Consider the following 25,075-nt stretch of genomic DNA (forward strand, 5'->3'; position numbering starts at 1 on the left):
TCTGAACGGAATCTGATTCTCCCCCAGGTAAATGCGCCTTCGATTGCGTCAGGAAGCGTTCAGTTCACATCGTTCCGCCACGGTACAAACATAACGGTAGGTTGCACTGGCCGAGAAATTGTGAATGGTCACGCCAGGCACCACGTGGCGTGGTGCAGCCCTGCAATGGTGCGCGTTTCCGCGCCCGGCCGATGGTTGGTGTTGAAGGCCTCATGACGGACGCGGGAGGATTTGACCCCAAAGACCCCGCTACGCGCGCGGATGAGCGGGAGAGGCTGCTCGGTCAGATTGCCGACGCCCTGAACATCCCGGTCACGACCTTTCGCGGGAAGGGTTCCCTGGTCGCGCTGGGCCGAGGGCCAAATGCGTCGGAATGCGCGGCGCTTCTGGCCGCCTTCGCGCGGATCGACGATCCGGATGTCCGGAAGGAGTGCCTCGCCCTCGTGGAACGCTACAGCGACGCATGAGGCTCTGTGCATCCGGCGGTGCGTTCGCGCACACGCGGGCTGTGAGGGCCGGACACACGGCATGCTATACCGCCCGCCGTCTCCGAGGCGGGCCTCCATCGGCGCGCCGCATCTTCGCGGCCGGGGCGCTTCCGGCCCCGCGCGCCCCTGCTCCGTTCAGGCCCTGATGCCGATCATCACCATCTCGTCGCTGTCAAAGACCTACAAGTCGGGCTTCACAGCCCTGCGCGACATCAACCTCGCCATCGAGCGCGGGGAGATCTTCGCGCTCTTGGGCCCCAACGGCGCCGGCAAGTCGACCCTGATCAACATCGTCTGCGGCATCGTCACGCCGAGTTCCGGCACCGTGCTGGTCGACGGCCACGACATTGCCGGCGACTACCGCTCCGCCCGGCGGGCCATTGGTCTCGTGCCGCAGGAATTGACGACCGACGCCTTCGAGACGGTGCTGAACACCGTGAGCTTCTCCCGGGGCCTGTTCGGGCTTCGCCCCGATCCCAGCCATATCGAGCGGATCCTGCGGGCGCTGTCCCTCTGGGACAAGCGCGACAGCCGGCTGATGACCCTGTCGGGCGGCATGAAGCGCCGGGTGCTGATCGCCAAGGCCCTGTCGCACGAGCCCCGGGTGCTGTTCCTCGACGAGCCGACCGCCGGCGTCGACGTGGAACTGCGCCAGGACATGTGGCGCCTCGTGCGCGACCTGCGCCAGCAGGGCGTCACCGTCATCCTCACCACCCACTACATCGAGGAGGCCGAGGAGATGGCCGACCGCATCGGCGTGATCCGCCGGGGCGAGATCATCCTGGTGGAGGAGAAGGCCGCGCTGATGCGCAAGCTCGGGCGCAAGCAGCTCACCCTGCATCTCCAGCAGCCGATCGCGTCGATCCCGCCGGACCTCTCCGATTACGAGCTGGCGCTCGCCGGGGAGGGGAGCGAGCTGGTCTACACCTACGACACCCGGGCCGAGCGCACCGGCATCACCGGGCTGCTGACCGGCCTGGCGGCGGCGGGCATCCGGTTCAACGACCTCCACACCGAGCAGAGTTCGCTGGAGGACATCTTCGTGGGTCTCGTCCGCGAGGAAGGAGCACGGGCATGATCAGCGCCACGAACATGAACTGGCCGGCGGTCCGGGCGATCTACCGGTTCGAGATGGGCCGGTTCTGGCGCACCGCCGGCCAGAGCATCCTGGCCCCGGTGATCTCGGCGACCCTGTACTTCGTGGTGTTCGGCGCCGCGATCGGCTCGCGGGTCTCGGCGGTCGACGGCGTGCCCTACGGGCTGTTCATCGTGCCCGGCCTGATCATGCTCTCGCTGCTCACGCAGAGCATCGCGAACGCCTCGTTCGGCATCTACTTCCCGCGCTTCGCCGGGACGATCTACGAGATCCTGTCGGCGCCGATCTCGCCCCTCGAGGTGGTGCTGGGCTTCGTCGGTGCGGCGGCCTCGAAATCGATCCTGATTGGCCTGATCATCCTGGCGACCTCGGCGCTGTTCGTGCCGCTGCGCATCGACCACCCGCTCTGGATGATCGGCTTCCTGCTGCTCACCGCCGTGACCTTCAGCCTGTTCGGCTTCGTGATCGGCCTGTGGGCGGACGGGTTCGAGAAGCTGCAGCTGGTGCCGCTCCTCGTGGTCACACCCCTGACCTTCCTGGGCGGCAGCTTCTACGCCATCGGCATGCTGCCGCCGTTCTGGCACGCGGTGAGCCTGCTCAATCCGGTCGTGTACCTGATCAGCGGCTTCCGCTGGGCGTTCTTCGGCAAGGCGGACGTGAACATCGCGATCAGCCTGGGCATGACCGCGCTGTTCCTGGTGATCTGCCTCGGCCTCGTCACCTACATCTTCCGCACGGGCTACCGGCTGAAGAGCTGACGCCTCAGGGCTGCGCCGCGAGGAAGGCCAGCACGCCGTCCCGGTGCGGCTTGGCGCCGACCGCGGTCGAGTGGTCTTTGCCCTCGATCTCGAGCGCCCGCGCGTCCGGGATCAGGGCGGCGAGCCCCGGGCCCGAGCCCGCCACGGTGTCGAGGGTCCCGACCGAGACCAGAACCGGCACCTCGATCTGCGCGAGTTCGGCCCGGCTGAGCGTCTGGCGCGAGCCGCGCATGCAGGCGGCGAGCGCCCGCAGGTCGCTTCGGGTCTGCTCGGCAAAGGTACGGAAGGCCGCGGCGGTGGGGTTCGGGGCCGGCGTGCCCGGAGGCGCCTCCAGGGCTTCGGCGATGCCGGACGGCAGGCCCTTGCCCTCGACCAAGTGCATCCCGAGACCGCCGATCAGCGCCGAGCGGACCCGATCCGCGTGGTCCAGGGTGATGTGGGCGGTGATCCGGCCGCCCATCGAGTAGCCCATCACGTGGGCGCGTTCGATTTCGAGATGGTCGAGGAGGCGGATCGCGTCGCCGGCCATCGCCTCGGAGCTGTAGGCGGCCGGATCGTAGAGCTTCTCGCTCTCGCCGTGGCCGCGATTGTCCAGCGCGATCGCCCGATATCCGGCCTGGGTCAGGGCTCTCACCCACTGGGTGTTGACCCAGTTAACCGCGTGGTTCGACGCGAAGCCGTGGATCAGCAGGATCGGCTTGCCAACGCCGTCTGCCGGCGGAACGTCGATATAGGCGATCCGCACGCCGTCGGAATTGAAGGACTCCATGCCGCGCAATCCATGCTCCGTAAGCTCGGCCACCCGCTTAGACCACGCGCACGCGCCGGGGCAACGCGTAGCGATGCGCTTGCGGGTCAGAGCGCCGGCTGGCAAACCGCGCCGGTCATGACGGACACGCAGCCCTACGGCACCTACGAACCGTCCGGCCTCGTGGCGGCGATCACCCGCCGCACGAACCGGATCCCCGCCAATTCCTGGTACGGCCGGCGCCTCGCGCTGTTCCTGCGCCGGATCGCGATCTCGCGGCTCGGGGGCAAGCCCCTCGACGTGACCCGCTACGGCGCGCGGATGCGGCTGCACCCGTACAACAACAACTGCGAGAAGAAGGTACTCTTCACGCCGCAATTCTTCGATCCAGAGGAGCGCGCTCTCCTGCAGGCGCGCCTCCCGAAGGACTGCGTGTTCCTCGACATCGGCGCCAATATTGGCGCCTACGCCCTGTGCGTGGCGGCTTTCGCGGGCCCGGCGGCGCGGATCGTCGCGGTCGAGCCGCAGCCCGACGTGTTCGACCGCCTGACCTACAACATCGCCCAGAACCCGTTCCACACAGTCAAGGCGGTCGCCTGCGCGGTGGCCGACAAGGCAGGCGAGCTGACCCTGTTCATCGATCCGCGCAACCGCGGCGAGTCGAGCCTGCGGATCGTCGGCACCAATGAGGGCGCGCGGATCACCGTGCCGGCGGTGACCCTGATGGATCTCCTGCGCAACGAGGGCCTGACCCGGGTCGATGCCGTCAAGCTGGACGTCGAGGGCGCCGAGGACCTGATCCTGGAGCCCTTTCTGCGCGAGGCGCCGGAGACGCTGCTGCCGCGGATCCTGCTGATCGAGAACGGCACCGGGCAGTGGCAGCTCGACCTGCCGAGGCATCTGGAGAGCTACGGCTATCGCGAGATCTCGCGCTCCCGGCTGAACCTCATGTTCGAGCGCTCGGCCGTCAGGGCGGCGTGACCACCGGGATCTCGTCCGCGATGGCGACGCCCTCCGGGCCCACGGCACACCGATAGGCGCGGACCTCCACGCCCGCGGCCCGCGCCTCCCGGAACGCCCGGTCGAAGGCCGGATCGATGTCGCGGGCGACGTCGAACGCCTCCGCCTCCATCTGCACCACGATGACCACCAGGGCGCGGCCGCCCTCGGCGACGACCTGAGCCAGGTCGCGCATGTGCCGGGCGCTGCGGGCGGCCTTGCAGTCGGGAAATTCCGCGAGGCCGGGCCGCCGCATCATGTGGCAGTTCTTGACCTCGACATGGCACGGGCCGCCCGCTGCGCCGCTCGCCAGGAAATCGACCCGGCTCGCCTGCGCGTAGCGGACCTCCGGCCTCAGCACGTCGTGGCCGGCGAGCGCCGCGATGGCGCCGGCCCGGAAGGCCTCGGCCACGAGCCCATTCGGCCGCATGGTGTTGATGCCGACCCATTGCGGACCGCCGGGGAGGTCGGCCTCGACGAGTTCCCAGGTCAGCGGCAGCTTCCGGGCCGGATTGGTCGAGCGTGAGAGTAGCACCCGCGCCCCCGGGCTGTTCAGGCCGAGCATCGCGCCGGGGTTGGGACAGTGGACGGTCACGGGGCCGTCCTCGGTCTCGATATCGGCCAGGAAGCGCTTGTAGCGCTGCACGAGCCGTCCGGGCACGAGCGGCGCGGCGAACTGCATTGGGTCCTCGGGGTTCACGTAGTCGTGGGCTGCGGCTGCGCTATCTGCCTGCGACGCCCGCCCGACGCCAGAGACCCATGGACCAGCCTTCCGATTCCGTCACCGCCGCCATCCTCGTGATCGGCGATGAGATCCTCTCGGGTCGCACCAAGGACAAGAATATCGGCACCATCGCGGATTTCCTCACCGCGGCCGGCATCGACCTGCGCGAGGTGCGGATCGTGCCCGACGAGGCCGCGATGATCGCCGAGGCGGTCAATGCCCTGCGGGCCCGCTACACCTACCTGTTCACCACCGGCGGGATCGGCCCGACCCATGACGACATCACCGCCGACTGCGTGGCCCAGGCCTTCGGGGTCGGCATCGACGTGGACGAGCGCGCCCGGGCGATGCTGCTGGAGCGGCACAAGCCCGAGGATCTGAACGAGGCACGCCTGCGCATGGCGCGGATCCCGTTCGGCGCCGACCTGATCGCCAACCCGGTCTCGAAGGCGCCGGGCTTCCGCATCGGCAATGTCCACGTCATGGCCGGCGTACCGAGCATCATGCAGGCCATGCTCGACTCGATCGCCCCGACCCTGAAGGGTGGCGCCGCGATGATGTCCGAGACGATCGAAGCCGCCGGCGTGCCCGAGGGGAGCTACGCGGGCGAGCTCGGCGCCATCGCGAAGGAGCGCCCATTGGTGTCCATCGGCTCGTACCCGGCCATGACGCCGGAGGGGTTCCGCAATCGGATCGTCGTGCGCAGCCGCGACGCGCAGGCGCTGGCCGAGGCGCGGAGCGCCGTCGAGGCGCTGGTGGCGCGGCTCACGGCCTGAGTGTCGAACATCCGATCGGATCGAGTGGCGTAGCGGAGCTGGCGGATGGCCCGGGACAAGAACAAGCGGGCCGAGCAGGAAGCTCGGCGCGACGAGTTACTGAAGGAAGTCTCCGATATCGGCCGCCCGGATGCCTACGTGCTGCACGAGGTCATCCGGCTCGAAGGCGACGAGGAATTGCGGCGCAACGGCCTGGCCCTATTTCTCTCGGCCTTCGCGGCCGGCCTAAGCATCGCCCTGTCTCTGATCGTCCCCGGCGTCCTGCGGAGTCATCTGCCGGAGGCGGACTGGGCGAAGATCGTGAGTTCGATGGGCTACGCGGTCGGCTTCCTGGTGGTCGTCCTCGGCCGCCAGCAGCTCTTCACCGAGAACACCATCACGCCGGTCCTGCCGCTGCTGCACGACCGGTCGGCCAAGACCGCGTTCCGGGTGGTGCGGCTCTGGCTCATCGTCCTATGCGGCAACATCCTGGGGACGCTGGCGATCGCCACAGTGATGGCCCATTCCGGAGCCTTCGAGCCTCCGGTTCTCAAGGCCTTCGCGGAGATCAGCCACGACGCCATCGCCAACGAATTCTGGGCGACGTTCGTCAAGGCTGTCTTCGCCGGCTGGATGATCGCCCTGATGGTCTGGTTCCTGCCGGCGACCGCCAGCGCCGCGCCCTTCGTGATCCTGCTGATGACGTGGCTGGTCTCGCTCTGCAGCCTCGCCCACATCGTGGCCGGCTCCGTGGAGGCCTTCTACCTCGTGGTCACGGGCGCCGCGACGATGAACGACTACGCGCTGAAGTTCTTCCTGCCGACCCTGCTCGGCAACACCTTCGGCGGCGCGGCCCTGGTCGGCGTGCTGAACTACGGGCAGGTGGCGCCGGAGGTCGAGGAGACGAAGGCGGTCGAGGGCGAGCGGCCGGATTGAGCCCGGTCAGTCGAGCTTCACCGGCGGGCTGATCAGGTGGTCGAGATCGCCGAGCACCCATGTCAGGGTCCCCCGCAGCGGGCCGTAGAGGCCGATCTGGTGCTGCCGGTACAGCAGGTCGTGGGTCAGGCGCGCGGACAGCCCGTTCAGCCGGCCGCCGCCGAACGTGTAGCGGCCCAGCGTCCCCCAGCCATTGAAATCGGCCAGCGAGACGATGGCGCCCTTCTCGACGTAATGGAACGGCGGAAGCTCCGTCGCCACCGTGTCGCCGCGGGCCAGGACGCGGCCAAGATGGCGCGCGAGGTGCTGGGCCTGCTGCCGGGCGGCCTGGGCCGTCGCCGGGACCGGCTTGCCGGTCTGGGGGTCGGTGAGGCTGGCGCAGTCGCCCAACGCGATGATGGCGGGATCGCGGGTCGTACGCAGATCCGGTCCGACGACGAGCTGCCCGGTCCGTGAGCGTTCCAGGCCGTCGAGACCCGCAAGCACGTCCGGCGCCTTCACGCCGGCCGCCCAGACCTTAAGTCCCGCCGGGATTCGGCTGCCGTCCTTCAGGGTGAAGCCGGTCGCGTCCGCCGCCGTGACCATCGCGCCGGTCCTGACCTCGACGGCGAGGTCCGACAGGGTCCGGGCGGCGGCGCGCGAGACCTTCTCGGGGAAGGCCGGCAGCAGGCGCGGCCCGCTCTCGATCAAGGTCAGGCGCAGGCGCCCCGGCAGGTCCGGCGAGCCGTAGGCCGAGAGCAGGTTGATGGCGTGCTTCAGCTCGGCGGCCAGCTCGACGCCGGTGGCGCCGCCACCCACGATCGCGATCTCCAGCATGCCGCCGCGGTCGAGACGCGCCAGCAGGTGGCACCGGAGCTGGTCGTGGAAATGCTCGGCCTCGGTCAGGTCATCGATGGTCAGGCAGTGCTCGGCCACGCCCGGCGTGCCGAAATCGTTGGCCCGGCTTCCGATGGCGAGCACGAGCAGATCGTAGGCGATCTCAACCTCCGGCCGCCCCTCCGCGGCCTCGACAGCGAGGCGGACGCGCCGGGCCTGCCGGTCGATGCCGACGAGAGCTCCGGGCTGGAAGCGGAAGCCGTTGCGCCGTGCCTGAGCGAAGAAATCCACCTTCTGCCGGTCGGCCCGGGCGGTGCCGGCCGCGAAGGTGTGCAGCATCGGCTTCCAGACGTGGGACAGGCTGCGGTCGGCCAGCGTCACGTCGGCCCGGTCGCCACGGCCGAGGCTCGTGGCCACCTCGATGCCGGCAACCCCGCCACCGACGATCACGATCCGAGCCCTGTCCGCCATGATGTCTCCGCGTTCACCCTCCTCGGGAACGCCGGTCAGGGCACCGATGTTCGCGACGGCAGGCGCGGATGCACCGCGTCTTTGCGCGCGTCGTCCACCATGAAAAAAGCCGCCCGAAGGCGGCTTTCTCAAACCGTGCAGCGCTGCGGCCGGATCAGGACCGCAGGCGGGTCCGGACCTCGCCGAGGCTGGCGCGGATCAGGCCCTGGGCCGCGTCGCCCTGCAGCCGCTCGCGCAGGATCGTCTCCGACACCTTCACGGCGGCCTCGGCCGCGGCAGCGCGTACCTGGGCCTCAGCCTGCGCCTCGGCCTGGGCGATCTTGGTCTCGGCGGCCTTGGTGCGGCGCGCCAGGAAGTCGTCGAGCTTGCGGTGGCCCTCCTCGGCGGCGCGCTGGGCCTCCTCGCGGGCGCCGGCGACGATCGACTCGGCCTCCTTCTCGGCCTCGGCGCGGCGGCGCTTGTAATCGGCGAGCACGGCGGCGGCCTCCTCGCGCAGGCGCTTGGCCTCGCCGAGCTCGTGGCGGACACGGTTGGCGCGGCCGTCCAGCCCCTTGGTCATGGCCGAGAAACCGCCGACCTTCCAGGCAATGCCCATGAAGATCACGAACGCGACGGCGACCCAGAATTCGGCTTCGAGCAGCATCGTGGGTTCCCGTCTAGTGTGCGGTGGCGTCGAGGGCGCGGTCGAGGCTGGCCCGGTCGGGGGCCTGACCGGTGAGGCGCTCGACGATCGCCGAGGCGGCCTCGCCCGCGATGGAGCGGACATTGCCCATGGCGGCCTCGGTCCGTGTACGGATCGTCGCCTCGGAGGCGGAGAGCTTGGCGTTCAGCTGCTCCTCCAGGGCCTTGCGCTTGGTCTCGGCCTCGGCGGCGAGCGCGTTGCGGGTGGTCTGCGCGATGTCGCGCGCCTTGCCCTGGGCGTCCCGCAGCGCGGTCTCGAAGGCCACGCCGGCGGCATCCGCCTCGGCCTTCATCGCCTGCGCCTGGTCCAGGTCGGCACGCAGGCGCTCGGCGCGGGCATGCAGGATCGACTGGATCCGCGGCAGCGCGATCTTGTCCATCAGGTAGTAGAGCAGCCCGAAGGCCAGGGCGAGCCAGATCAGCTGCGCCAGGAAGCCGGAGCTCTCGAAGGGCGGGAAGGCGCCGGTATGCGCTTCCGTGTGCTCGGTATGGCCCGGCACGATCTGCGTGTCGGCGCCCGGAGGCGGCGTGGTGAGGGGATTGGGCTGCGCCATGAGACCGCTACACTGACACCGTTCGCTGTGCCACCGCAGGGCGGTGACGGAAGAAGCGGGCGCCCCGCCGGGGAGCGCCCACCCGTTCATCGGGCGGCTGCCCGAAGAGGCCGCGGGATCCGCGGCCTCCGGACGCCGATCAGACGGCGAAGAGCAGCAGCAGCGCGATCAGCAGCGAGAAGATGCCGAGCGCCTCGGTGAGGGCGAAGCCCAGGAGCAGCGTGGCGCGCTGGCCGTCGGCCGCGGACGGGTTGCGAAGGGCGCCGGCGAGGAACTGACCGAACAGGTTGCCGAGGCCGATGCCCGCACCCGCCATGCCGAGGCAGGCGAGGCCGGCGCCGATGTACTTCGCAGCGACGGGATCCATGATAACTCCTGAGGTCTCTTCAGATCGAAACGTGCTTTGACGTTTGCGGCGGGTGGAGCCGGCCGATCAGTGGCCGGGGTGAAGGGCGTCGTTGAGGTAGATCGCCGTCAGCGTCGCGAAGACGTAGGCCTGAAGCGCCGCAACGAGGAACTCGAGAGCGGTCAGCGCGATCGTCAGGAACAGCGGGAGCGGCGATAGCACGCTCCAGGCGCCGGCGAGAAGAAGCTGGACCACGAAGAACGCGAAGATCTTCATCGCGATGTGGCCGGCCAGCATGTTGGCGAACAGACGGACCGACAGGCTGATCGGGCGCGAGATGAACGAGATGATCTCGATCGGCACCAGGATCGCCAGCAGCGGCTTCGGCACGCCTGACGGCACGAACAGGCCGAAGAAGTGGGTGCCGTGCTTCATCACGCCGAAGATCACCACGGTGGAGATCACCAGCGCGGCGAGGCCGAAGGTGACGATCAGGTGGCTGGTCACCGCGAAGGCGTAGGGGATCATGCCGAACAGGTTCAGGATCAGCACGAACATGAACAGCGAGAACACCAGCGGCATGAACCGCTTGCCGCCGTCGCCGGTGGCCTGGTGGAGCGTGTCGGCGATGAATTCGTAGAAGATCTCGGCCAGCGACTGCATCCGGCCCGGAACCACCGAGCGCGACGCCGTCGCCACGATGGTGATCAGCGCGATCACGCCCACGGCGGCGAACATGTACAGGGCGGATTGCGTGAACGCGAGCTGCTGATGGCCGATATGGCCGAGCGAGACGAGCGGCTTCAGCTCGAACTGCTCGATCGGGTCGATCGTGACCGCCATTCCCGCTCCCGCCCTTCTTGTCCGGCGCACCGACGGTTGTCGGGCGCCTCGATTACCACTGACCGGCGCGCCTTATGGCTCCTGCCGATCGCGCCGTTCCGGACGCGCGCCGGCGAAACCCGACACCCGCATCACGTTGTAGACCCCCGCGACGAACCCCAGCATCAGGAGAACGATCATTCCCCAGGGCTTGGTCCCGAAGACATGATCGACGATCCAGCCGAGTATGCCCCCCGCGATCACGCCCGCGACGAACTCCGTGGAGATCGTCATGGCCTGGCCCAGCGAGGAGGCCCCGCCGCTCCGAGGGCGCGCCGAAGGATCGGGAGCAGCCTGCGGCCGCTTCCGTTCGATCTGCGTCTCGAGACGTCTGAGCCTCGCGGAGAGTTCGCTATCCGTCGGCGTCTGCTCGGTCCCTTTCCCGTCCCTCGGGTCGTCGCCGTTCACGGCTCAAAACTCATCGGGCGGGAGGATCTGGAACCGGCTGGACGCCCCCAGCAAGCGGGCGCACCATAGTTTCGCCTATCTTGAGTGTCAAGGCGAACCGCATACACAGTAAGTCTTTGATTCTGAGTTGGTATTTCAGGTTGGGACGTTGTGCCGGAGCCGCGCTCCGCGCGTGGCTCCGGCCGGTCGCTTAGGCGCCCAGGATCGGCTTGATCACCTTCTCCATGCCCTCGACCGTCATCTCGCCGGTGTAGCGCTCGCCGTTGATGAAGAAGGTCGGGGTGGAATCGACCTTGAACACGTCGAGCCCGCGCTGCTTCACGGCGTTCACCGCGCTGTAGACCTTCTGGTCCTTGAGGCACGCCTCGAAGGTCTGCTTGTTGTAGCCGGCCTGCCGCAGCATCTGCTCCAGCGCGTCGACGGGCTTCTGTGTGAAGGCCCAGGCCGGCTGCTGGTCGAACAGCAGGTCGGTGATCGGGTAGTACTTGGAATCGCCCTCGCAGCGCGCCAGCATGAAGGCCGCGGTGGCCAGGGGATCGAGGGGAAACTCGCGGAGCGTGAACCGCACCTTGCCGGTGTCGATGTAGCGCTCCTTGAGGGTCGGCCAGGTGTTCCGATGAAAGGCCGCGCAGTGCGAGCAGGTCATCGAGGCGTACTCGATGATCGTGCACTTGGCGTCCGCCGGGCCGAGCCAGACATCGCCGAGCGGACCCGGCTGCAGCAGGGCGGCCGTGTCGACGCCCTCCGCCCGAGCGGAGCGGCCGAGGTAGGGCAGGGCGAGGCCGGCGCCGAGCGCGAGGCCGGAGATCTTGAGAGCGTCGCGTCGCGTCGTCATCGGGCAGGCTCCGCCGAATTGGTCGGTCTTGGCGTGCGAAAGCCGGTACTCGGGCGCGGGCGTCCTGGCAAGATGACCGAATCGCCTCTGCGCCCGCGGACGCGCCGGCGTCCGGCTCAGCGCTCGGGGCGGGTGGCGACGGCGGCGGTGCCGAGGCGGTCGAGGGCTGCGCGCAGCCCGTCATCCTCGATCCCCGAGACGGCGCGCTGCACCTCGACGACCCGCGCCGGATCGATGCGGGCGCGCGACGGCTGCCGCCCGCCACGGCCGACCCGGTCCTGCTGCAGCACGATCCGCGAAACGCAGGCCCAGCCGTAATGGGCGTTGATCCGTTGGATCACCACCGGCGCGAGGTGCTGCAATTCGATGGCGAACACCCCCTCGACGCGCACCACCAGCGTGCCGGATTCGGGCGCGTCCGAATCCTTGCGGCGGCGCTTGGGCCATTCCAGCTTGGACGGTCGGCAATAGCGGGCCAGCCGCTCGCCGACGATCTCCGGCCAGGCGGCGAGGATGTCGGTCGAGGCGAATCCTTGCGCCGCGAACGCCGGGCCGATGCAGCCCTCGATCAGTTCGGCCAGCGGTTTGACGCGCGCCATGGTGGTTCCGGACCTGTGGATCCGCGAAGGGTAGCGCAGGATGGTTGACGAAGGGAGGACGCGCCGGCGCTTTCGCCGCCCTATGATCGCCGCCGGGCTCCGGCTATGCAGCGCGATCCTTGTCGACCTGACCATGCCGCTTCGCACAGCCACGGATCCCGAGCCCGGTCCCGGACCGCGCGCCGACGACCTGCTCGCCTGGTACGACCGGCATCGGCGGGTCCTGCCGTGGCGGGCGCTCGCCGGCGAGGTGCCCGAACCCTATCGGGTCTGGCTTTCCGAGGTCATGCTGCAGCAGACCACGATCGCGGCGGTCCGGCCGTATTTCGAGCGCTTCCTGACGCGCTTCCCGGACGTCTTCGCCCTGGCCGACGCGCCCGAGGAGGCGGTGATGTCGGCCTGGGCCGGCCTCGGCTACTATTCCCGCGCCCGCAACCTCCACGCCTGCGCGAAAGCCGTCGCGGCCGGAGGTGGCCGCTTCCCCGACACGGCCGAGGGTCTGCGCAAGCTTCCGGGGATCGGCGCCTACACGGCCGGTGCCATCGCGGCGATCGCCTTCGACCGGCAGGAGGCGGCGGTCGACGGCAATGTCGAGCGCGTCCTGAGCCGAGCCTACGCGGTGGAAACGCCGCTCCCGGGCAGCAGGCCGGAGATCCGCCGCCTGACGCAGGCGCTGGTGCCGGCGGACAGGCCGGGCGACTTCGCTCAGGCGCTGATGGATCTCGGCGCGACGATCTGCACGCCCAAGCGCCCCGCCTGCGCGCTCTGCCCCTGGATGCGGCCCTGCCGCGCCCGCGCGCTCGGCATCCAGGAGACGTTCCCGCGCAAGATCAAGGTGACCAAGGGGGCGCTCCGCCGCGGCGCGGCCTTCGTGGCGATCCGCAGCGGCGACGAGGCGGTGCTGCTGCGGACCCGGGCCCCGGAGGGGCTGCTCGGCAACATGGCCGAGCCGCCGGGCAGCGCCTGGGAGCCGGATTACGACGTTGCCGCCGCGCTTCTGGACGCCCCCCTCGATGCGCGGTGGAAGCGCCTGCCGGGGCTGGTTCGCCACGGCTTCACGCATTTCCCGCTGGAACTGACGGTGTTCGTCGCCCGCGTCGCGCTCGCGACGGCGGCCCCGTCCGGCATGCGCTTCACCCCGCGCAGCGCCCTCGACGACGAGCCGCTGCCCGGGCTGATGCGCAAGGTCCTGGCGCACGCCTTCGACCCGAAGCCCGAGCCCGAGAAGAAGCCGCGCGGCCGCCCCAAGAAGGAGCCGCCGCCGATGCCACTGCTCGCGGCGATGGAGCCGCCGGTGTCGATGCCGGACCCCGAGCCGCGCCCGCGCGTGCGCGCCGTGCCGAAGCCGCCCCCGAAGCCCGCGCCCGCGCCGCCGCCGGAAGCGGATGATCTGCTGGAGGGGGAGGTGGAGCCGCCCGCCGGGCCGCCACCGCCGCGACGCCGGGGACCGGCCCGCAGACGATCGTAACAAGATCGCGCCGTCATTCCGGGGCTCGCCGCAGGCGAGAGCCCGGAATCCAGATACGTGCTCGGTTCGGTCCGTGGCGCCCCGACTCGGTGACGGCGCGGTTCTGGATTCCAGGCCCTGCTTCGCAGTCCCGGAATGACTGACCCTGTGTGGGATGCGGTTCTACCGCCAGTTGATGGTTGCGCCGCAGTTGTCGGCCGCAGCAAGCGGAAAAGGGTTCAGCCGTTCGCCATCGCCTGCCGGAGGCCGGCCCGGTAGGTGTCGATGACCACCGGCTTGCCGCCACGCTCCACGTGCCAGAAGGTCCAGCCGTTGCAGGCGGGGAGCCCCTGGACCAGGGCACCGATCTTGTGGATCGAGCCGATGACGAGACCGTTGTCGAGCTGGCCATCCGGGCGCACCGTGGCGCGGAAGCGGCGGCGCTCGTCGGTCACGATCTCCCCGGGACGGATGTGCCCGGCCTCGATCACCGACAGGAACGGCACCCGCGGCTCGGCGCGCTTGGTCGGCGCGACCATAAGGGCGGCTTTCGACAGGGTCTCGACGGCGGCGATCCGCTCACGAGCGGCCTCCGCGTAGACCGTCTCGCGCTCGATGCCGATGAAACGGCGGCCGAGGCGCTTGGCGACGGCGCCGGTCGTTCCGGTGCCGAAGAACGGATCGAGCACCACGTCGCCGGGATTGGTCGCCGCCAGCAGCGTCCGGGCGAGCAGGGCCTCGGGCTTCTGCGTCGGGTGGACCTTATGCCCCGCCGCATCCTTCAGGCGCTCCTCGCCGGTGCAGAGGGGGATGAACCAGTCGGAGCGCATCTGGAGGTCTTCGTTCCCCCCTTGAGCGCCTCGTAATGGAAGGTGTAGCCCTTCGACTCCGCCGAACGCGAGGCCCAGATCAGGGTCTCGTGGGCGTTGGTGAAGCGCTTGCCGCGGAAGTTCGGCATCGGATTGGCCTTGCGCCAGACGATGTCGTTGAGGATCCAGTAACCGAGATCCTGCAACGCGCTCCCGACGCGGAAGATGTTGTGGTAAGACCCGATCACCCAGAGGGTCGCGTTCGGCTTCATCACGCGGCGGCAGGCTGCGAGCCAGTCCCGGGTGAAGGCGTCGTAGGCCTCGAAGGTGGCGAACTTGTCCCAGTCGTCGCCGACGGCGTCGACGCGGCTCTGGTCCGGGCGCAGCAGGCCGGCGTCGCCGAGCTGCAGGTTGTAGGGCGGGTCGGCGAACACGCAGTCGACGCTCGACGCCGGCAGGGCGTTCATGGCCGCGATGCAATCCCCGACGAGAACCTGGTCGAGGGGTAGGAAACGCTGGGCGGGTACGAGACCCATCCGTGGCGCCGACGCGGGCCGCCCGGCACGCGAGACCTGTTTCCGGGCGACGGCGTCGGCAGCCACGGTACGCGGGGAAGCCATGGCAAACACCGGTTACGCGACTGACCGGCAGACCATGCCCCGGGTACGGTAAAGGTCGCGTTGTCGATTTTGCCCGCGATGCGTCCCGTTCTGGGGCTGCAATTTTTGCCGGGCGCAAATCAGGCCAGACACCGCACAGATTAAGCAAGGGTTACCGGACCCATCCCGGGTACCCACGGCCAGGCGAAATCAGGATTCGCCTGCCGGCCGGGCGGCCGTCGCGCAGGCTATCCTTGCCGAAGCGCCTCGCATGATCGGCGACAGCCATCGGCTTTGCTCGTGTCGTCCGGGTCAAGCCCAGCGGGAGGCAGGGTCACAGCCAGCGCAGGGCTTAGGAATCTGCGCCCATTTCGCCGCCTTTCCGCCCGGCCGCGGGAGATCTTGCACAATACATCGCTCGACTGACCTATGTGTATTTCAAAGATCAGACGGAAATAATCCGAAATAAACGCCTATGTAATGAGAATGACCAGGACGAAACCGGCCAAAATGTGACCTCGGCAGTAAGCAAACACCTGCCATATTCCGGCCGATTTCCCACACGACTGGCGCCGCCCCGACAAAAACAAAGGGAATGCGTTGAGAATGTCGTTTGGTTTCGGAAAGTTCGTCGCCTCGCTTGGAATGCTGTCCACCGTCCTCGGAACGACTGTCCCGGCCACCGCGCAGAGCGGAGCGGCCTCCTGGTACGGCAGCGGGCACCGCACCGCGAACGGCGAGCACTTCAACCCCAACGGACTGACCGCCGCCCATCGCAGCCTGCCCTTCGGAACCCGGGTCCGCGTCGAGAACAAGCGGACCGGGCGCTCGGTCGTGGTGCGCATCAACGACCGCGGTCCCTTCGTGCGCGGCCGCATCATCGACCTGTCGCGCGGCTCGGCCCGTGCCCTCGGCATGGGCGGCACGACCTACGTCTCCCTGCAGGTCCTGAAATAACGTCGCAGACCTTCAGCCGCCCGGCTCCGAAGGGGCAGGGCGGCTCCCGGGCGTTGTCGGCGACGATGCGAGGCCCCATCTGCAGCCGGGTTCAATCCGGATCAGCTGCCCATGCCCAAGCCCCTCATCGTCGATATCCCGCACGACCTCGGCCGCGACGAGGCCAAGCGGCGCCTCGAGCAGGGCACCGAGCAGGCACGGGCATTCCTGGCCAAGAGCGGCATCGCGGTCGACCAGCTGGCGTGGACCGGGGACCGGCTCGATTTCGGCGTGTCGGCGCTCGCGCAGAACGTCGCCGGAACCATCGATGTCGGCGCGGAGAGCGTGCGCCTTGAGGTGAAGCTGCCGTTCCTGCTCGCCCTGTTCGCCGAGAAGATCCAGAAGGTGGCAAGCAAGGAAGGCAACCTGCTGCTCACCAAGAAGTAGCCGTCCGGAACCGGAGGGGCGGGACCTCGTTTCCGCCCGAACGGTGCAGGAACGCACCGTTGGCCATCCGGAGGAACACCGTGTCCCAGTTCACGCTCGCCGACCCGGGGCAGGTCCCCGAGGTGCCGCCGCAGCCGGGTCCGGCACCCGACCGGCCCTACGACCCGCCGCAGGCCCCGACGCAGCCCCCGGGGCCGGAGATCCCCGGGAATACGCCCGCCGAGGCGCCGGGCATCCAGCCGCCCGAGATCCCCGTCAACGATCCCGGCGCGCCGGAGATCAGCCCGCCCACCGGGCCGGCGAACCCGATCGCCTGACCGGGCGAAGTTCCGGCGGGGCGGCACCGTTTGAACCGGCCGCCTCGCGCTGCCATAAGCCGGCCCATGGCCGCTCCACCGCTTCTCACTCTTCAGGACGTCGCGCTCACCTTCGGCGGTACGCCGCTGATCAGCCGCGCCGAGCTCACCATCGCCCCTGGCGAGCGGACCTGCCTCGTCGGGCGGAACGGGTCCGGCAAGTCGACGCTGATGAAGATCGCCGCGGGCATCGCGGAGCCCGACAAGGGCCGCCGCTTCGTCCAGCCCGGCACGACGATCCGGTACCTCGCGCAGGAGCCGGACTTCTCGGGCTTCGCGACCACGCTCGAATTCGCCGAGGCCGGGCTGCCGCCGGGCGAATCCACCCACCGCGCCCGCTACCTGCTGGAGAGCCTCGGGCTCACCGGCGCGGAGGATCCGACGAAGCTGTCCGGCGGCGAGGGCCGGCGCACCGCGCTGGCCCAGGCGCTCGCGCCCGAGCCCGACGTGCTGCTCCTCGACGAGCCCACCAACCACCTCGATCTGCCGGCGATCGAGTGGCTCGAATCGGAGCTGAAGGGCACCCGCGCGGCCCTGGTCCTGATCAGCCATGACCGCCGCTTCCTGTCGGCCCTGTCGCGGGCCACGATCTGGCTCGACCGCGGCGAGACCCGGCGGATCGACCAGGGCTTCTCCGGCTTCGAGGCATGGCGCGACGCGTTCTTCGAGGAGGAGGAGCGCGACCAGCACAAGCTCGACCGCAAGATCGCCGCCGAGGAGCACTGGCTGCGCTACGGCGTCACCGCCCGGCGAAAGCGCAACGTCCGCCGGCTCGGCAACCTGCACGAGCTGCGCAAGAACCGCCGCGAGGTCCGCCGTCCGGTGGGCAGCGTCAGCATGCAGGCCTCCGACGCGGAATCCTCCGGGAGCCTCGTGGTCGAGGCCCGCGACATCGCGAAAGCCTACGGCGACCGGCCGATCGCCGACGGCCTGTCCCTGCGGGTGATGCGCGGCGACCGGCTGGGCATCGTCGGCGCCAACGGCGCCGGCAAGAGCACGCTGATCAACCTGCTGATGGGCCGGCTCGCGCCCGATTCGGGGCAGATCGTCCTCGGCACCAACCTCCTTCCGGTGGTCCTCGATCAGGCCCGGGCCGTGCTGGAGCCGGGCATGACCGTCACCGACGTGCTGACGGGCGGGCGGGGTGACAGCGTCACGGTCAACGGTCAGAGCCGGCACGTGATCGGCTACCTCAAGGACTTCCTGTTCGCCCCCGAGCAGGCGCGCACGCCGGTCTCGGTCCTGTCGGGCGGCGAGCGCAACCGGCTGCTGATCGCCCGTGCCCTGGCCCAGCCCGCCAACCTGCTGGTCCTCGACGAGCCGACCAACGACCTCGACCTCGAGACTCTCGACCTTCTCCAGGAGATGCTGGGCGACTACCAGGGCACACTGATCCTGGTCAGCCACGACCGCGACTTCCTCGACCGGGTGGTCGGCAGCGTGCTGGTGTCCGAGGGAGCGGGCCGCTGGGTCGAGTATGCCGGCGGCTACAGCGACATGCTGATCCAGCGCGGGCAGGGGGTCGAGGCGCGCACGGTCGCCCCGAAGGCCAAGGAGCCCCGGGAAACCAAGGCGCGCACCGGGACGGCTGCCGCGCCGGCCGGCAAGCCCAAGCTCGGCTTCAACGAGCAGCACGAGCTGAAGACGCTGCCGGCCCGGATGCAGAAGCTGGAGGCGGCGATCGGCCAGCTCAAGACGATCCTGGCCGATCCCGACCTGTACGCCCGCGATCCCGCCCGCTTCGACAAGGCTTCGTCCATGCTGGCGCAGGCCGAGACCGAGCTGTCGCAGGCGGAGGACCGCTGGCTGGAGCTGGAGATGCTGCAGGCGGGGTGAGCGCCGCCGGCAGCCGCGAGACATTCCCTGGGACCGGAGACCGCATGACCGCCTACCAGACCCTCGAACAGCGTTTCGCCCGGCTCGCGGCCCTCGAAGGCGCCGCCGGGATCCTCGGCTGGGACGCGCAGACGCTGATGCCCGACGGCGCCGCCGAGGCAAGGGGCGACCAGCTCGCGATCCTGCGCGGGCTGGCGCACGAGATCCTGACGGCGCCCGAAGCGGCCGAGGACTTGGCGGCCGCCGAGCGGGCGAGCGGCCTCGAATCCTGGCCGGCCGCCAACCTGCGCGAGATGCGCCGCGCCCAGGCCCACGCCACGGCCGTCCCCCGCGACCTCGTGGAGGCGAGCTCCCGCGCGGTGTCCCGCTCCGAGGTGGTCTGGCGCGAGGCGCGGCGGGACGCGGACTTTGCCGTGCTCGAGCCGCACCTCGCCGAGGTGCTGCGGCTCCAGCGGGAGATCGGGCAGGCCAAGGGCGCGGCCCTCGGGCTCGACCCCTACGACGCGCTGCTCGACAGCTACGATCCCGGGATGCGCCGGGCGGTGATCGACCCGCTGTTCGCGGATCTGACCAGCTGGCTGCCGGCGCTGATCGCCCGCGCCCGGGAGATGCAGGCCGCCCGCCCGGCGCCGCTGCCGCTGACCGGCCCGTTCGACGTGGCGGTCCAGCGGGAGCTCGGCCTCAAGCTCATGGAGGCGGTGGGCTTCGACTTCACCCGCGGCCGGCTCGACATCAGCCTGCACCCGTTCTGCGGCGGCGCCACCGACGACGTAAGGATCACCACCCGCTACGACGCCGCCGATTTCGGCCGCGCCCTGATGGGCGTGCTGCACGAGACCGGGCACGCCCTCTACGAACAGGGCCGGCCGGCAGCCTGGCGGCACCAGCCGGTCGGCGCGGCCCGGGGCATGAGCCTGCACGAGAGCCAGTCGCTGATCATCGAGATGCAGGCCTGCCGCAGCCGGGAGTTCTTCACCTTCCTGGCGCCGCTGCTGCGCGCGGCGTTCGGCCGGTCCGGGCCGGAATGGTCGGCCGAGAACCTGCACGCGCTCAACACCCGGGTCGCGCCGGGCTTCATCCGGGTCGATGCCGACGAGGCGACCTACCCGGCCCATATCCTGCTGCGCTACCGCCTGGAGACCGCGATGATCGCGGGCGACCTCGCTGTTCGGGACCTGCCGGGCGCCTTCAACGACGGCCTGCGGGAGCTGCTGGGCCTGACCGTGCCGGACGACCGGGTGGGCTGCCTGCAGGACATCCACTGGCCGAGCGGCGCCTTCGGCTACTTCCCGACCTACACGCTCGGCGCCATGGCGGCGGCGCAGCTGTTCCGGGCCGCGCGGTCGGCCGAGCCGGCGCTTCCGGGCTGCCTGGCAGAGGGCGATTTCGGGCCCCTGCGCGGTTGGCTGCGGAGCAACGTGCACGAAGTCGGCTCTCTGCTCGGCACCGACGACCTGCTCACCCGCGCCACGGGCGCGCCGCTCGGCACCGCTTCGTTCCGGGCGCATCTGGAGGCCCGGTATCTCGGGGACGCGCGAGGCTGACCGGGCTCTCGCAGGCAGGCCATCGCCTGCCGCCACGTCATCCCGGGGCCGCGCAGCGGAGCCCGGGATCCAGAGCCGCCGACGGCGCTCGGCTCGCTGACCGTTGCGGATCTGGATTCCGGGCCCTGCTGCGCAGTCCCGGAATGACGGTCTGGCTACGCGCTCTTAGGCTATGAGTTGGCCGCGGCCGACCGCCCCGCGACCCGCTACAGCGCTACGACGTCCACCGCCGCGCCGAGCCGGTCGCGGGCGATGTCGGCGACGTGGCGGTGATGCGTGAACAGGATCGGCTGAACGCGTTCCCCGATCGCCGCCAGCGCGTCGAGGCCGTGGCCGGTGCGCACCTCGTCGAAGGTCGAGAACAGGTCGTCGCCGATGAACGGTGCCGGCTCGGCGCGGCCGGCGTAATCCTCCAGATAGGCCAGCCGCAGGGCGAGGTAGAGCTGGTCGCGCGTGCCCTCGCTCATCCCCTCGATCTGCACCAGCCCGCCGCCCGCCCGCTGCCCGGCGAGCCGCGGCGTGTCGGCCTCGTCGTAGGTCTGGGCGAGCCCGGAGAAGCCGCCGCCCGTCATGGCGCAGAACAGGGCACCGGCGCGCGCCAGCAGCGGGTCCTGCTGACCGGCGCGGTGGCGGGCGACCGCCTGCCCGAGCATCAGCCCGGCGAGACGCAGGACCGCCCAGGACCGGGCCGCGGCCTGCAAATCCGCCTCCGCGGCCTTGCGCTCGGCAAGCGCCAACTCGGCGCCGGTTCCGCCTTCCAGCTCGGCCCGGCGCCGCTCGGCGCGGTCGCGGTCGGCGAAGATGACCTGTCCGCGTTCGGCCTGCTCCTCAGCTTCCAGGGCGAGCCGGGCCAGCTCGGCCTCGATCGCCTCCGGCGGGAGCGCTTCGAGGCCGCCGCGGAGCTCGGCCTCGGGCAGCCCGTCGGCGGCGCCCGCGAGGCTGCCGCGCAGGCGCAGGAGCTCGCCGCGCAGGCTCTCCCGGGCGCTCAGGCGGCCGAACAGGGCCTCGATCTCGGGCATCGCCGCCTCGGCCCGGTCCGGCATCGCGGCGGCGACCGCACGGGTCAGCGCCGCCCGGGCCGCCGTGTGCAGGTCGGCCGCCGCGCGGCTCGCCGCCGCGGCCTCGTCGCGCCGGCGGTCCAGCTCGGCGCGCCGCGCCTCCCGGGCCTGCGCGGCGACGAGGCGCGCGTGCAGGGTGCGGATCGCGGTCGTCGCCGGCGTGTCGGCGAGGTCCGGCGCCAGCGCCTCGACCAGGGCGGTCGCGCCGACCCGGAACGCCTCCATGTCGCGCCGGATCCCGGTAGCCCGGCGGTTCAGGGCGGCGCGCTCCGAGAGCCGGTCGGGCACCGTGCGCCACGCCTCCAGGGCACCCTCCGCCTCCTCGGGCTGGCTCGTGGCGGCGAGGCCCAGCGGCTGCAGGGCCGAGGCCCATTCGGTCTGCCACGCGGCGCGCCGCGCCGCGGTCTCGGCGCGGGCCGCGTCCAGCCGGCCGCAGGCGGCGCGGGCCGCGCGGAGCAGGCCACCGGTCTGGAGATTCGCCTCCCAGCGGCTCGCCAGCGTCGCCACCCGAGCCTCCAGCCGTTCGAGGGCCGGGCCGACCTCCAGCTCCGGCGCGGGATCGAGCCCGGAGCGGGCGCAGAGATCGGCCAGCGGCGACTGGGCGGCCTCGATCCGGGCTGCCAGCCGCTCCCGCTCGATCCGCTGCTCGGCCAGCCGCTGCTCGGCCTCGATCAGGTTCTCCGTCTCGGCGAGCCACGCCGCCATCTCGACGGGCGGCCCCGGCTCGATCCCGGCGGGCCGCCACGCCGCGTGCCACGCCGCCTCGCCGGCCGCGATATCGGCCGTGATGCCGGCCAGGATGTCCTGCGCGGCGGCGACCTCCGCCTCCTCGGCGGCGAGGCGGTCCTGGTCGGCGGCATGGGCTGCGACCCGCGCCGCGTCGCTGGCGCGCTCGTCGGCGAGCCGGTCCGCTTCGAGGACAGCCCGCTCGTAGGCGGCGATCTCGGCGAGCGCCGCTGTCTTTCCCGCCCCCAGAACGTCCCGTAGCGGCGCGAACGCCGCGTCGCGGGACGCCCGCGCCCCGTCCAGCCGCTCCCGCGTGGCGATCGGCCGGTCGGCCTCGCGCGCGCGCAGCCTGTCCCGGGTGGCGGCGGCCTGGCGCAACGCCGTCTCGTGCCGGTCGACGGCGCGCTCCCGCTCGCGATGTCGTCCGTCGAGGAGAGCGCGGAAGCGGGCGATCGCCTCCGGCGCGGGCAGCGGCATCCGGACGAGGGCGGCGGTGTCCGGGACGGGCGGTGACAGCCGGGCCGCCTGGTTGCGCAGCAGCGCCGTCTCCCGCCGGATCGCGCCATCGAGGGTTTCGTGGGCGGCGATCCACTCGTGCAGGCGGGCGAGCGGCTTCAGCGCCTCGCGCAGCGGCGTCGGATCGTGGGTCGCGCCTGCGGCTTCGATCTCGCCCGCCAGCCGGTCCCGTTCGGCCAGGGCCACGGCGTGGTCGCGGGCGATCTGATCCTCGGCCGCCGACAGGGCCCGATGCGCGCGGATCAGCCCCTCGATCCGGGCCCGGGCGGCATCGGTCGGCTGAGCCGATTCGAGCGCCGCCAGATCGGCGGCACCGATCCGGGCGCGCAGCCGCTCCAGCTCCAGCCCGACCTTGTGGGCATCGCCCTCGATCCGGGGCAGGTCCGTCCCGCCCTTCTCGTACTCCTTGGTGCCGCTGAAGGCCGCGAGGATCTCGTCGGCCCGGAGCGTCAGCCCCGGCTCGACCGGCACGGCCTCGGCCTCCGTCCGGGCCTGGGCCAGAACGGTGTCGGCCCGAACCGCCTCGGCCTCCGCCGTCCGGCAGCGATCGAGGGCGTCGCCGAGGCGCTCGATCCAGGCCGGATCCGCGTCGACGAGGCCGTCCTCGGCCGTGATGCGCTGCTCCAGCGCGTCGATCTCCGCGACGATCGGCCGGACGCGCTTGAGCCGCTCCAGGCGGGCGCGCTCGACGGCCATGGCCTTCTGCTCGGCCCGGAGCGCGTCGAGCTGGCCGGCCGCGGCCGCGATCTCGTCGTTCAGCGCACGCCAGTCGCCCGCACGCAGGCCCTTCTCGCGGATCGCCTTGCGGGCGGTGTCGTGGCGTTCCAGCGCCTGATAGAAGGTCCGGTGCTTGGCCTGGCGCGGCGCGAAGATGCCCTCCGCCTCGGTGTCGAGGGCGGATTGCAGGTCCGTGAGGCCGCGCAGGCCGGAGCCCGCCGCGAACAGGCTCGCGCCGACTTCGCCCTCCACGTCGACCATCTCGCGCCCGCCCGCCCGCAGGCTCTGCGCGTCGAGGCCGAAGGCGCGGCAGAAGGCTGTCCGCGACAGGCCGCCGAGGAACGGCGCGAGGGCGTCGTCGGGCAGGGGCGCGTCGCCCGCATCGATCAGCGTGCGGCTGTTGCCCTTGCGGCGGCGGAAGCTCAGCCGGCGGCCGTCGGCGGCGGCGATCTCCGCGCCGAGGCGCAGCTGCGGCATGTCGTGCAGGAAGGCGTAGCGCGTGGATTTCTCGAAGCCGAACAGCAGGTCGGTGACGGCCGCGAGCGCGGTGCTCTTGCCGGCCTCGTTGGCTCCGAGCACGACATGCAGCCGCGCGTCAGGGCGGAACGCGATCGCGCGGTCCGTGAAGGCGCCGTAGCGCTCGAGGGCGAGGCGGATCAGACGCATCGGATGTCCCTGGGCGCTCCGCTCAGCAGTGCCGGCCGACGAGGCGGCCGAGGATCAGGGCCTCGGCCTCGGCACAGAGGGCGTCGAACTCATCGTCCAGACCCGCCTCGGCGGCGACCGCGGTCGGCATCCGGCCGCCGATCTCGGCCAGGGCCGCCTTGGCCCGCGTCCGGAAATCGGGATCGCGGTCGATGTCGGCGAGCAGCGCGGCGGGATCGATCGCGGTGCCGGACGATTCCATCGGCGCGCGGGGCCGGTGCGTCTCGATCTTCAGGCGCTCCAGCCAGAGATCCTCGTGCAGCCGGTGGGCGGCGGCCTGGATCTCGGCCGTGAGCGACTCCCGGTCCGCCGCCAGCGCGTCGTGGGCCGGCGTCGTGCCGGTGAGGTGGACGCGCACGAGGACGAGCCGGTTGGCGGCGAGGGCGGCGAACGGCCGGAGCGCCGCCTCCACGGCCTCGAGCGCCGCGCGGGGATCCGTCGCCGCGGCGAGATCGACCGAGACCTGCTCGAACCGGGCGCGGTCGAGGGCTAGGCGCTGCAGGCCGGTCACGCGGCCGTCGGCGACATCGACCACCACGGCGCCCTTCTCGCCGCGCTCGCGGATGCTGCGGCCCTGGAGGTTGCCGGGGAACACGATCCAGGGATCCCGGGACAGCTCCGCGTATTCGTGGATATGGCCGAGCGCCCAGTACTCGTAGCCGCGCGCCGCGAGGTCGGCGACCGAGCACGGAGCGTAGGTCTCGTGGGCCGCGTGGCCGGTGCAGGAGGTATGAAGGATGCCGAGATTGAACCAGCCCGGCAGGGCGGCCGGGTAGGTCAGGGACAGGTTCTCCTCGACGGCCCGGCCCTGGAAGCTCCTTCCGTGCAGGGCGACCCGCAGCCCCTCCAGGCGGAACGTCCCGGCGCGGTTGGCGGGGAAGACGTGGACCGAGGGCGGCAGGGTGATCGAGCGGGTGATCACGCTCTCGGCGTCGTGGTTGCCGCGCACCAGGATCGTCGGGATGCCGGCGCGGTCGAGCCGGGCCACCTGCCGGGCGAAGAACAGGCCGATCGTGTTGTCGGCCCAGTCGCCGTCGTAGATGTCGCCGGCCACGACCACGAAGGCGACCGACCGCTCGATCGCCTGGGTGACCAGATCCTCGAAGGCCTGCCGGCCGGCCGTGGCGAGGCGCCGGGCCAGGTCGGCATCGCGGGCGGCGAGCCCCGACAGGGGGCTGCCGAGATGCAGGTCCGCCGCATGGATGAAGCTGAAGCCCGTCATCGGTATCCCAGGGGATCGTGGCGCGTCCGGAACGGAGGCCGGCCCGTGCAGGCCGGCCGGC

Annotated in this window: 24 protein-coding genes and 1 pseudogene; 12 read left to right on the forward strand and 13 right to left on the reverse strand. The window is 71.0% G+C overall.

Features of this window, described 5'->3' with window-relative positions; translation table 11 throughout:
* Nucleotides 1-149 precede the first annotated feature (149 nt).
* The 3 genes from M6G65_RS02710 to M6G65_RS02720 all read left to right on the forward strand — a co-directional run bounded on the left by M6G65_RS02710 (nt 150) and on the right by M6G65_RS02720 (nt 2,342).
* Complete coding sequence (locus M6G65_RS02710) at nt 150-467, forward strand: hypothetical protein (protein WP_250103536.1); 318 nt, start codon at nt 150-152, stop codon at nt 465-467.
* 163 nt (nt 468-630) lie between these two features.
* Nucleotides 631-1,566, forward strand: coding sequence for an ABC transporter ATP-binding protein (locus M6G65_RS02715; protein WP_238196595.1), 936 nt, complete (start codon nt 631-633; stop codon nt 1,564-1,566).
* A 14-nt stretch (nt 1,567-1,580) separates the two neighbouring features.
* Complete coding sequence (locus M6G65_RS02720; protein ID WP_379011913.1) at nt 1,581-2,342, forward strand: ABC transporter permease; 762 nt, start codon at nt 1,581-1,583, stop codon at nt 2,340-2,342.
* Between the two features lie 4 nt (nt 2,343-2,346).
* Here M6G65_RS02720 and M6G65_RS02725 read toward each other — a convergent pair whose 3' ends face one another.
* The gene (locus tag M6G65_RS02725; RefSeq protein WP_238196492.1) at nt 2,347-3,111 is read right to left on the reverse strand and encodes an alpha/beta fold hydrolase; all 765 of its coding nucleotides are present in this window, start codon (nt 3,109-3,111) and stop codon (nt 2,347-2,349) included.
* Nucleotides 3,112-3,228: 117 nt separating this feature from the next.
* Between M6G65_RS02725 and M6G65_RS02730 the strand changes: the two genes are divergently transcribed.
* On the forward strand, nt 3,229-4,071 hold the full coding sequence (locus M6G65_RS02730; RefSeq protein WP_238196491.1) for an FkbM family methyltransferase: 843 nt from the start codon (nt 3,229-3,231) through the stop codon (nt 4,069-4,071).
* Here the strand turns inward: M6G65_RS02730 and sfsA are convergent.
* Entirely contained in the window at nt 4,058-4,771 is a 714-nt protein-coding gene (gene sfsA / locus M6G65_RS02735) for a DNA/RNA nuclease SfsA (RefSeq protein WP_250103538.1), read from the reverse strand. The genes M6G65_RS02730 and sfsA overlap by 14 nt on opposite strands.
* Nucleotides 4,772-4,848: 77 nt before the next feature.
* Between sfsA and M6G65_RS02740 the strand changes: the two genes are divergently transcribed.
* Nucleotides 4,849-5,589 carry a competence/damage-inducible protein A gene (locus M6G65_RS02740; protein WP_250103539.1) on the forward strand — a complete coding sequence of 247 codons (741 nt, stop codon included), beginning with the start codon at nt 4,849-4,851 and terminating at the stop codon, nt 5,587-5,589.
* Between the two features lie 45 nt (nt 5,590-5,634).
* Entirely contained in the window at nt 5,635-6,504 is an 870-nt protein-coding gene (locus M6G65_RS02745) for a formate/nitrite transporter family protein (RefSeq protein ID WP_238196488.1), read from the forward strand.
* Between the two features lie 6 nt (nt 6,505-6,510).
* Here M6G65_RS02745 and M6G65_RS02750 read toward each other — a convergent pair whose 3' ends face one another.
* The 8 genes from M6G65_RS02750 to M6G65_RS02785 form a co-directional block, all read right to left on the reverse strand.
* Nucleotides 6,511-7,791, reverse strand: coding sequence for an NAD(P)/FAD-dependent oxidoreductase (locus M6G65_RS02750; RefSeq protein WP_250103540.1), 1,281 nt, complete (start codon nt 7,789-7,791; stop codon nt 6,511-6,513).
* A 154-nt stretch (nt 7,792-7,945) separates the two neighbouring features.
* Nucleotides 7,946-8,431 (reverse strand): F0F1 ATP synthase subunit B family protein, encoded by a 486-nt coding sequence (locus M6G65_RS02755; protein WP_250104197.1) that lies wholly within the window; start codon nt 8,429-8,431, stop codon nt 7,946-7,948.
* A gap of 16 nt (nt 8,432-8,447) precedes the next feature.
* Nucleotides 8,448-9,026, reverse strand: a complete 579-nt coding sequence (locus M6G65_RS02760) for a F0F1 ATP synthase subunit B family protein (RefSeq protein WP_238196486.1) — start codon at nt 9,024-9,026, stop codon at nt 8,448-8,450.
* 139 nt (nt 9,027-9,165) lie between these two features.
* Nucleotides 9,166-9,393, reverse strand: a complete 228-nt coding sequence (locus tag M6G65_RS02765; protein WP_007566773.1) for a F0F1 ATP synthase subunit C — start codon at nt 9,391-9,393, stop codon at nt 9,166-9,168.
* Between the two features lie 66 nt (nt 9,394-9,459).
* Nucleotides 9,460-10,215 carry a F0F1 ATP synthase subunit A gene (locus tag M6G65_RS02770; protein WP_238196485.1) on the reverse strand — a complete coding sequence of 252 codons (756 nt, stop codon included), beginning with the start codon at nt 10,213-10,215 and terminating at the stop codon, nt 9,460-9,462.
* 72 nt (nt 10,216-10,287) lie between these two features.
* Nucleotides 10,288-10,662, reverse strand: a complete 375-nt coding sequence (locus tag M6G65_RS02775) for an AtpZ/AtpI family protein (RefSeq protein WP_238196484.1) — start codon at nt 10,660-10,662, stop codon at nt 10,288-10,290.
* A gap of 190 nt (nt 10,663-10,852) precedes the next feature.
* Entirely contained in the window at nt 10,853-11,497 is a 645-nt protein-coding gene (locus tag M6G65_RS02780) for a DsbA family protein (RefSeq protein WP_238196483.1), read from the reverse strand.
* Nucleotides 11,498-11,613: 116 nt separating this feature from the next.
* Nucleotides 11,614-12,096, reverse strand: a complete 483-nt coding sequence (locus tag M6G65_RS02785; protein ID WP_238196482.1) for a DUF721 domain-containing protein — start codon at nt 12,094-12,096, stop codon at nt 11,614-11,616.
* A gap of 133 nt (nt 12,097-12,229) precedes the next feature.
* Here M6G65_RS02785 and mutY point away from each other — a divergent pair, with 133 nt between their 5' ends.
* Entirely contained in the window at nt 12,230-13,564 is a 1,335-nt protein-coding gene (gene mutY, locus M6G65_RS02790) for an A/G-specific adenine glycosylase (RefSeq protein WP_238196481.1), read from the forward strand.
* Nucleotides 13,565-13,782: 218 nt separating this feature from the next.
* Here mutY and M6G65_RS33385 read toward each other — a convergent pair.
* Nucleotides 13,783-14,972: pseudogene (locus M6G65_RS33385) on the reverse strand (DNA methyltransferase).
* A gap of 624 nt (nt 14,973-15,596) precedes the next feature.
* Here M6G65_RS33385 and M6G65_RS02805 point away from each other — a divergent pair.
* The 5 genes from M6G65_RS02805 to M6G65_RS02825 all read left to right on the forward strand — a co-directional run bounded on the left by M6G65_RS02805 (nt 15,597) and on the right by M6G65_RS02825 (nt 20,070).
* Entirely contained in the window at nt 15,597-15,908 is a 312-nt protein-coding gene (locus tag M6G65_RS02805; RefSeq protein WP_238196593.1) for a septal ring lytic transglycosylase RlpA family protein, read from the forward strand.
* A gap of 111 nt (nt 15,909-16,019) precedes the next feature.
* The gene (locus M6G65_RS02810; RefSeq protein WP_192708616.1) at nt 16,020-16,334 is read left to right on the forward strand and encodes a polyhydroxyalkanoic acid system family protein; all 315 of its coding nucleotides are present in this window, start codon (nt 16,020-16,022) and stop codon (nt 16,332-16,334) included.
* 80 nt (nt 16,335-16,414) lie between these two features.
* Nucleotides 16,415-16,651: a hypothetical protein gene (locus M6G65_RS02815; RefSeq protein WP_238196479.1), complete on the forward strand. Its 237-nt coding sequence runs from the start codon at nt 16,415-16,417 to the stop codon at nt 16,649-16,651.
* Nucleotides 16,652-16,717: 66 nt separating this feature from the next.
* A complete protein-coding gene (locus M6G65_RS02820; protein ID WP_250103541.1) occupies nt 16,718-18,526 on the forward strand; it encodes an ATP-binding cassette domain-containing protein in 1,809 nt (602 codons plus the stop codon).
* Between the two features lie 44 nt (nt 18,527-18,570).
* Nucleotides 18,571-20,070 (forward strand): carboxypeptidase M32, encoded by a 1,500-nt coding sequence (locus M6G65_RS02825; RefSeq protein WP_250103542.1) that lies wholly within the window; start codon nt 18,571-18,573, stop codon nt 20,068-20,070.
* Between the two features lie 206 nt (nt 20,071-20,276).
* Here the strand turns inward: M6G65_RS02825 and M6G65_RS02830 are convergent, their stop codons facing one another.
* Nucleotides 20,277-23,753 carry a YhaN family protein gene (locus tag M6G65_RS02830; protein ID WP_238196476.1) on the reverse strand — a complete coding sequence of 1,159 codons (3,477 nt, stop codon included), beginning with the start codon at nt 23,751-23,753 and terminating at the stop codon, nt 20,277-20,279.
* A 22-nt stretch (nt 23,754-23,775) separates the two neighbouring features.
* Nucleotides 23,776-25,014, reverse strand: a complete 1,239-nt coding sequence (locus M6G65_RS02835) for a metallophosphoesterase family protein (RefSeq protein ID WP_238196475.1) — start codon at nt 25,012-25,014, stop codon at nt 23,776-23,778.
* Between the last annotated feature and the right edge of the window lie 61 nt (nt 25,015-25,075).

This window comes from Methylobacterium tardum (assembly GCF_023546765.1).
GTDB lineage: Bacteria > Pseudomonadota > Alphaproteobacteria > Rhizobiales > Beijerinckiaceae > Methylobacterium > Methylobacterium tardum.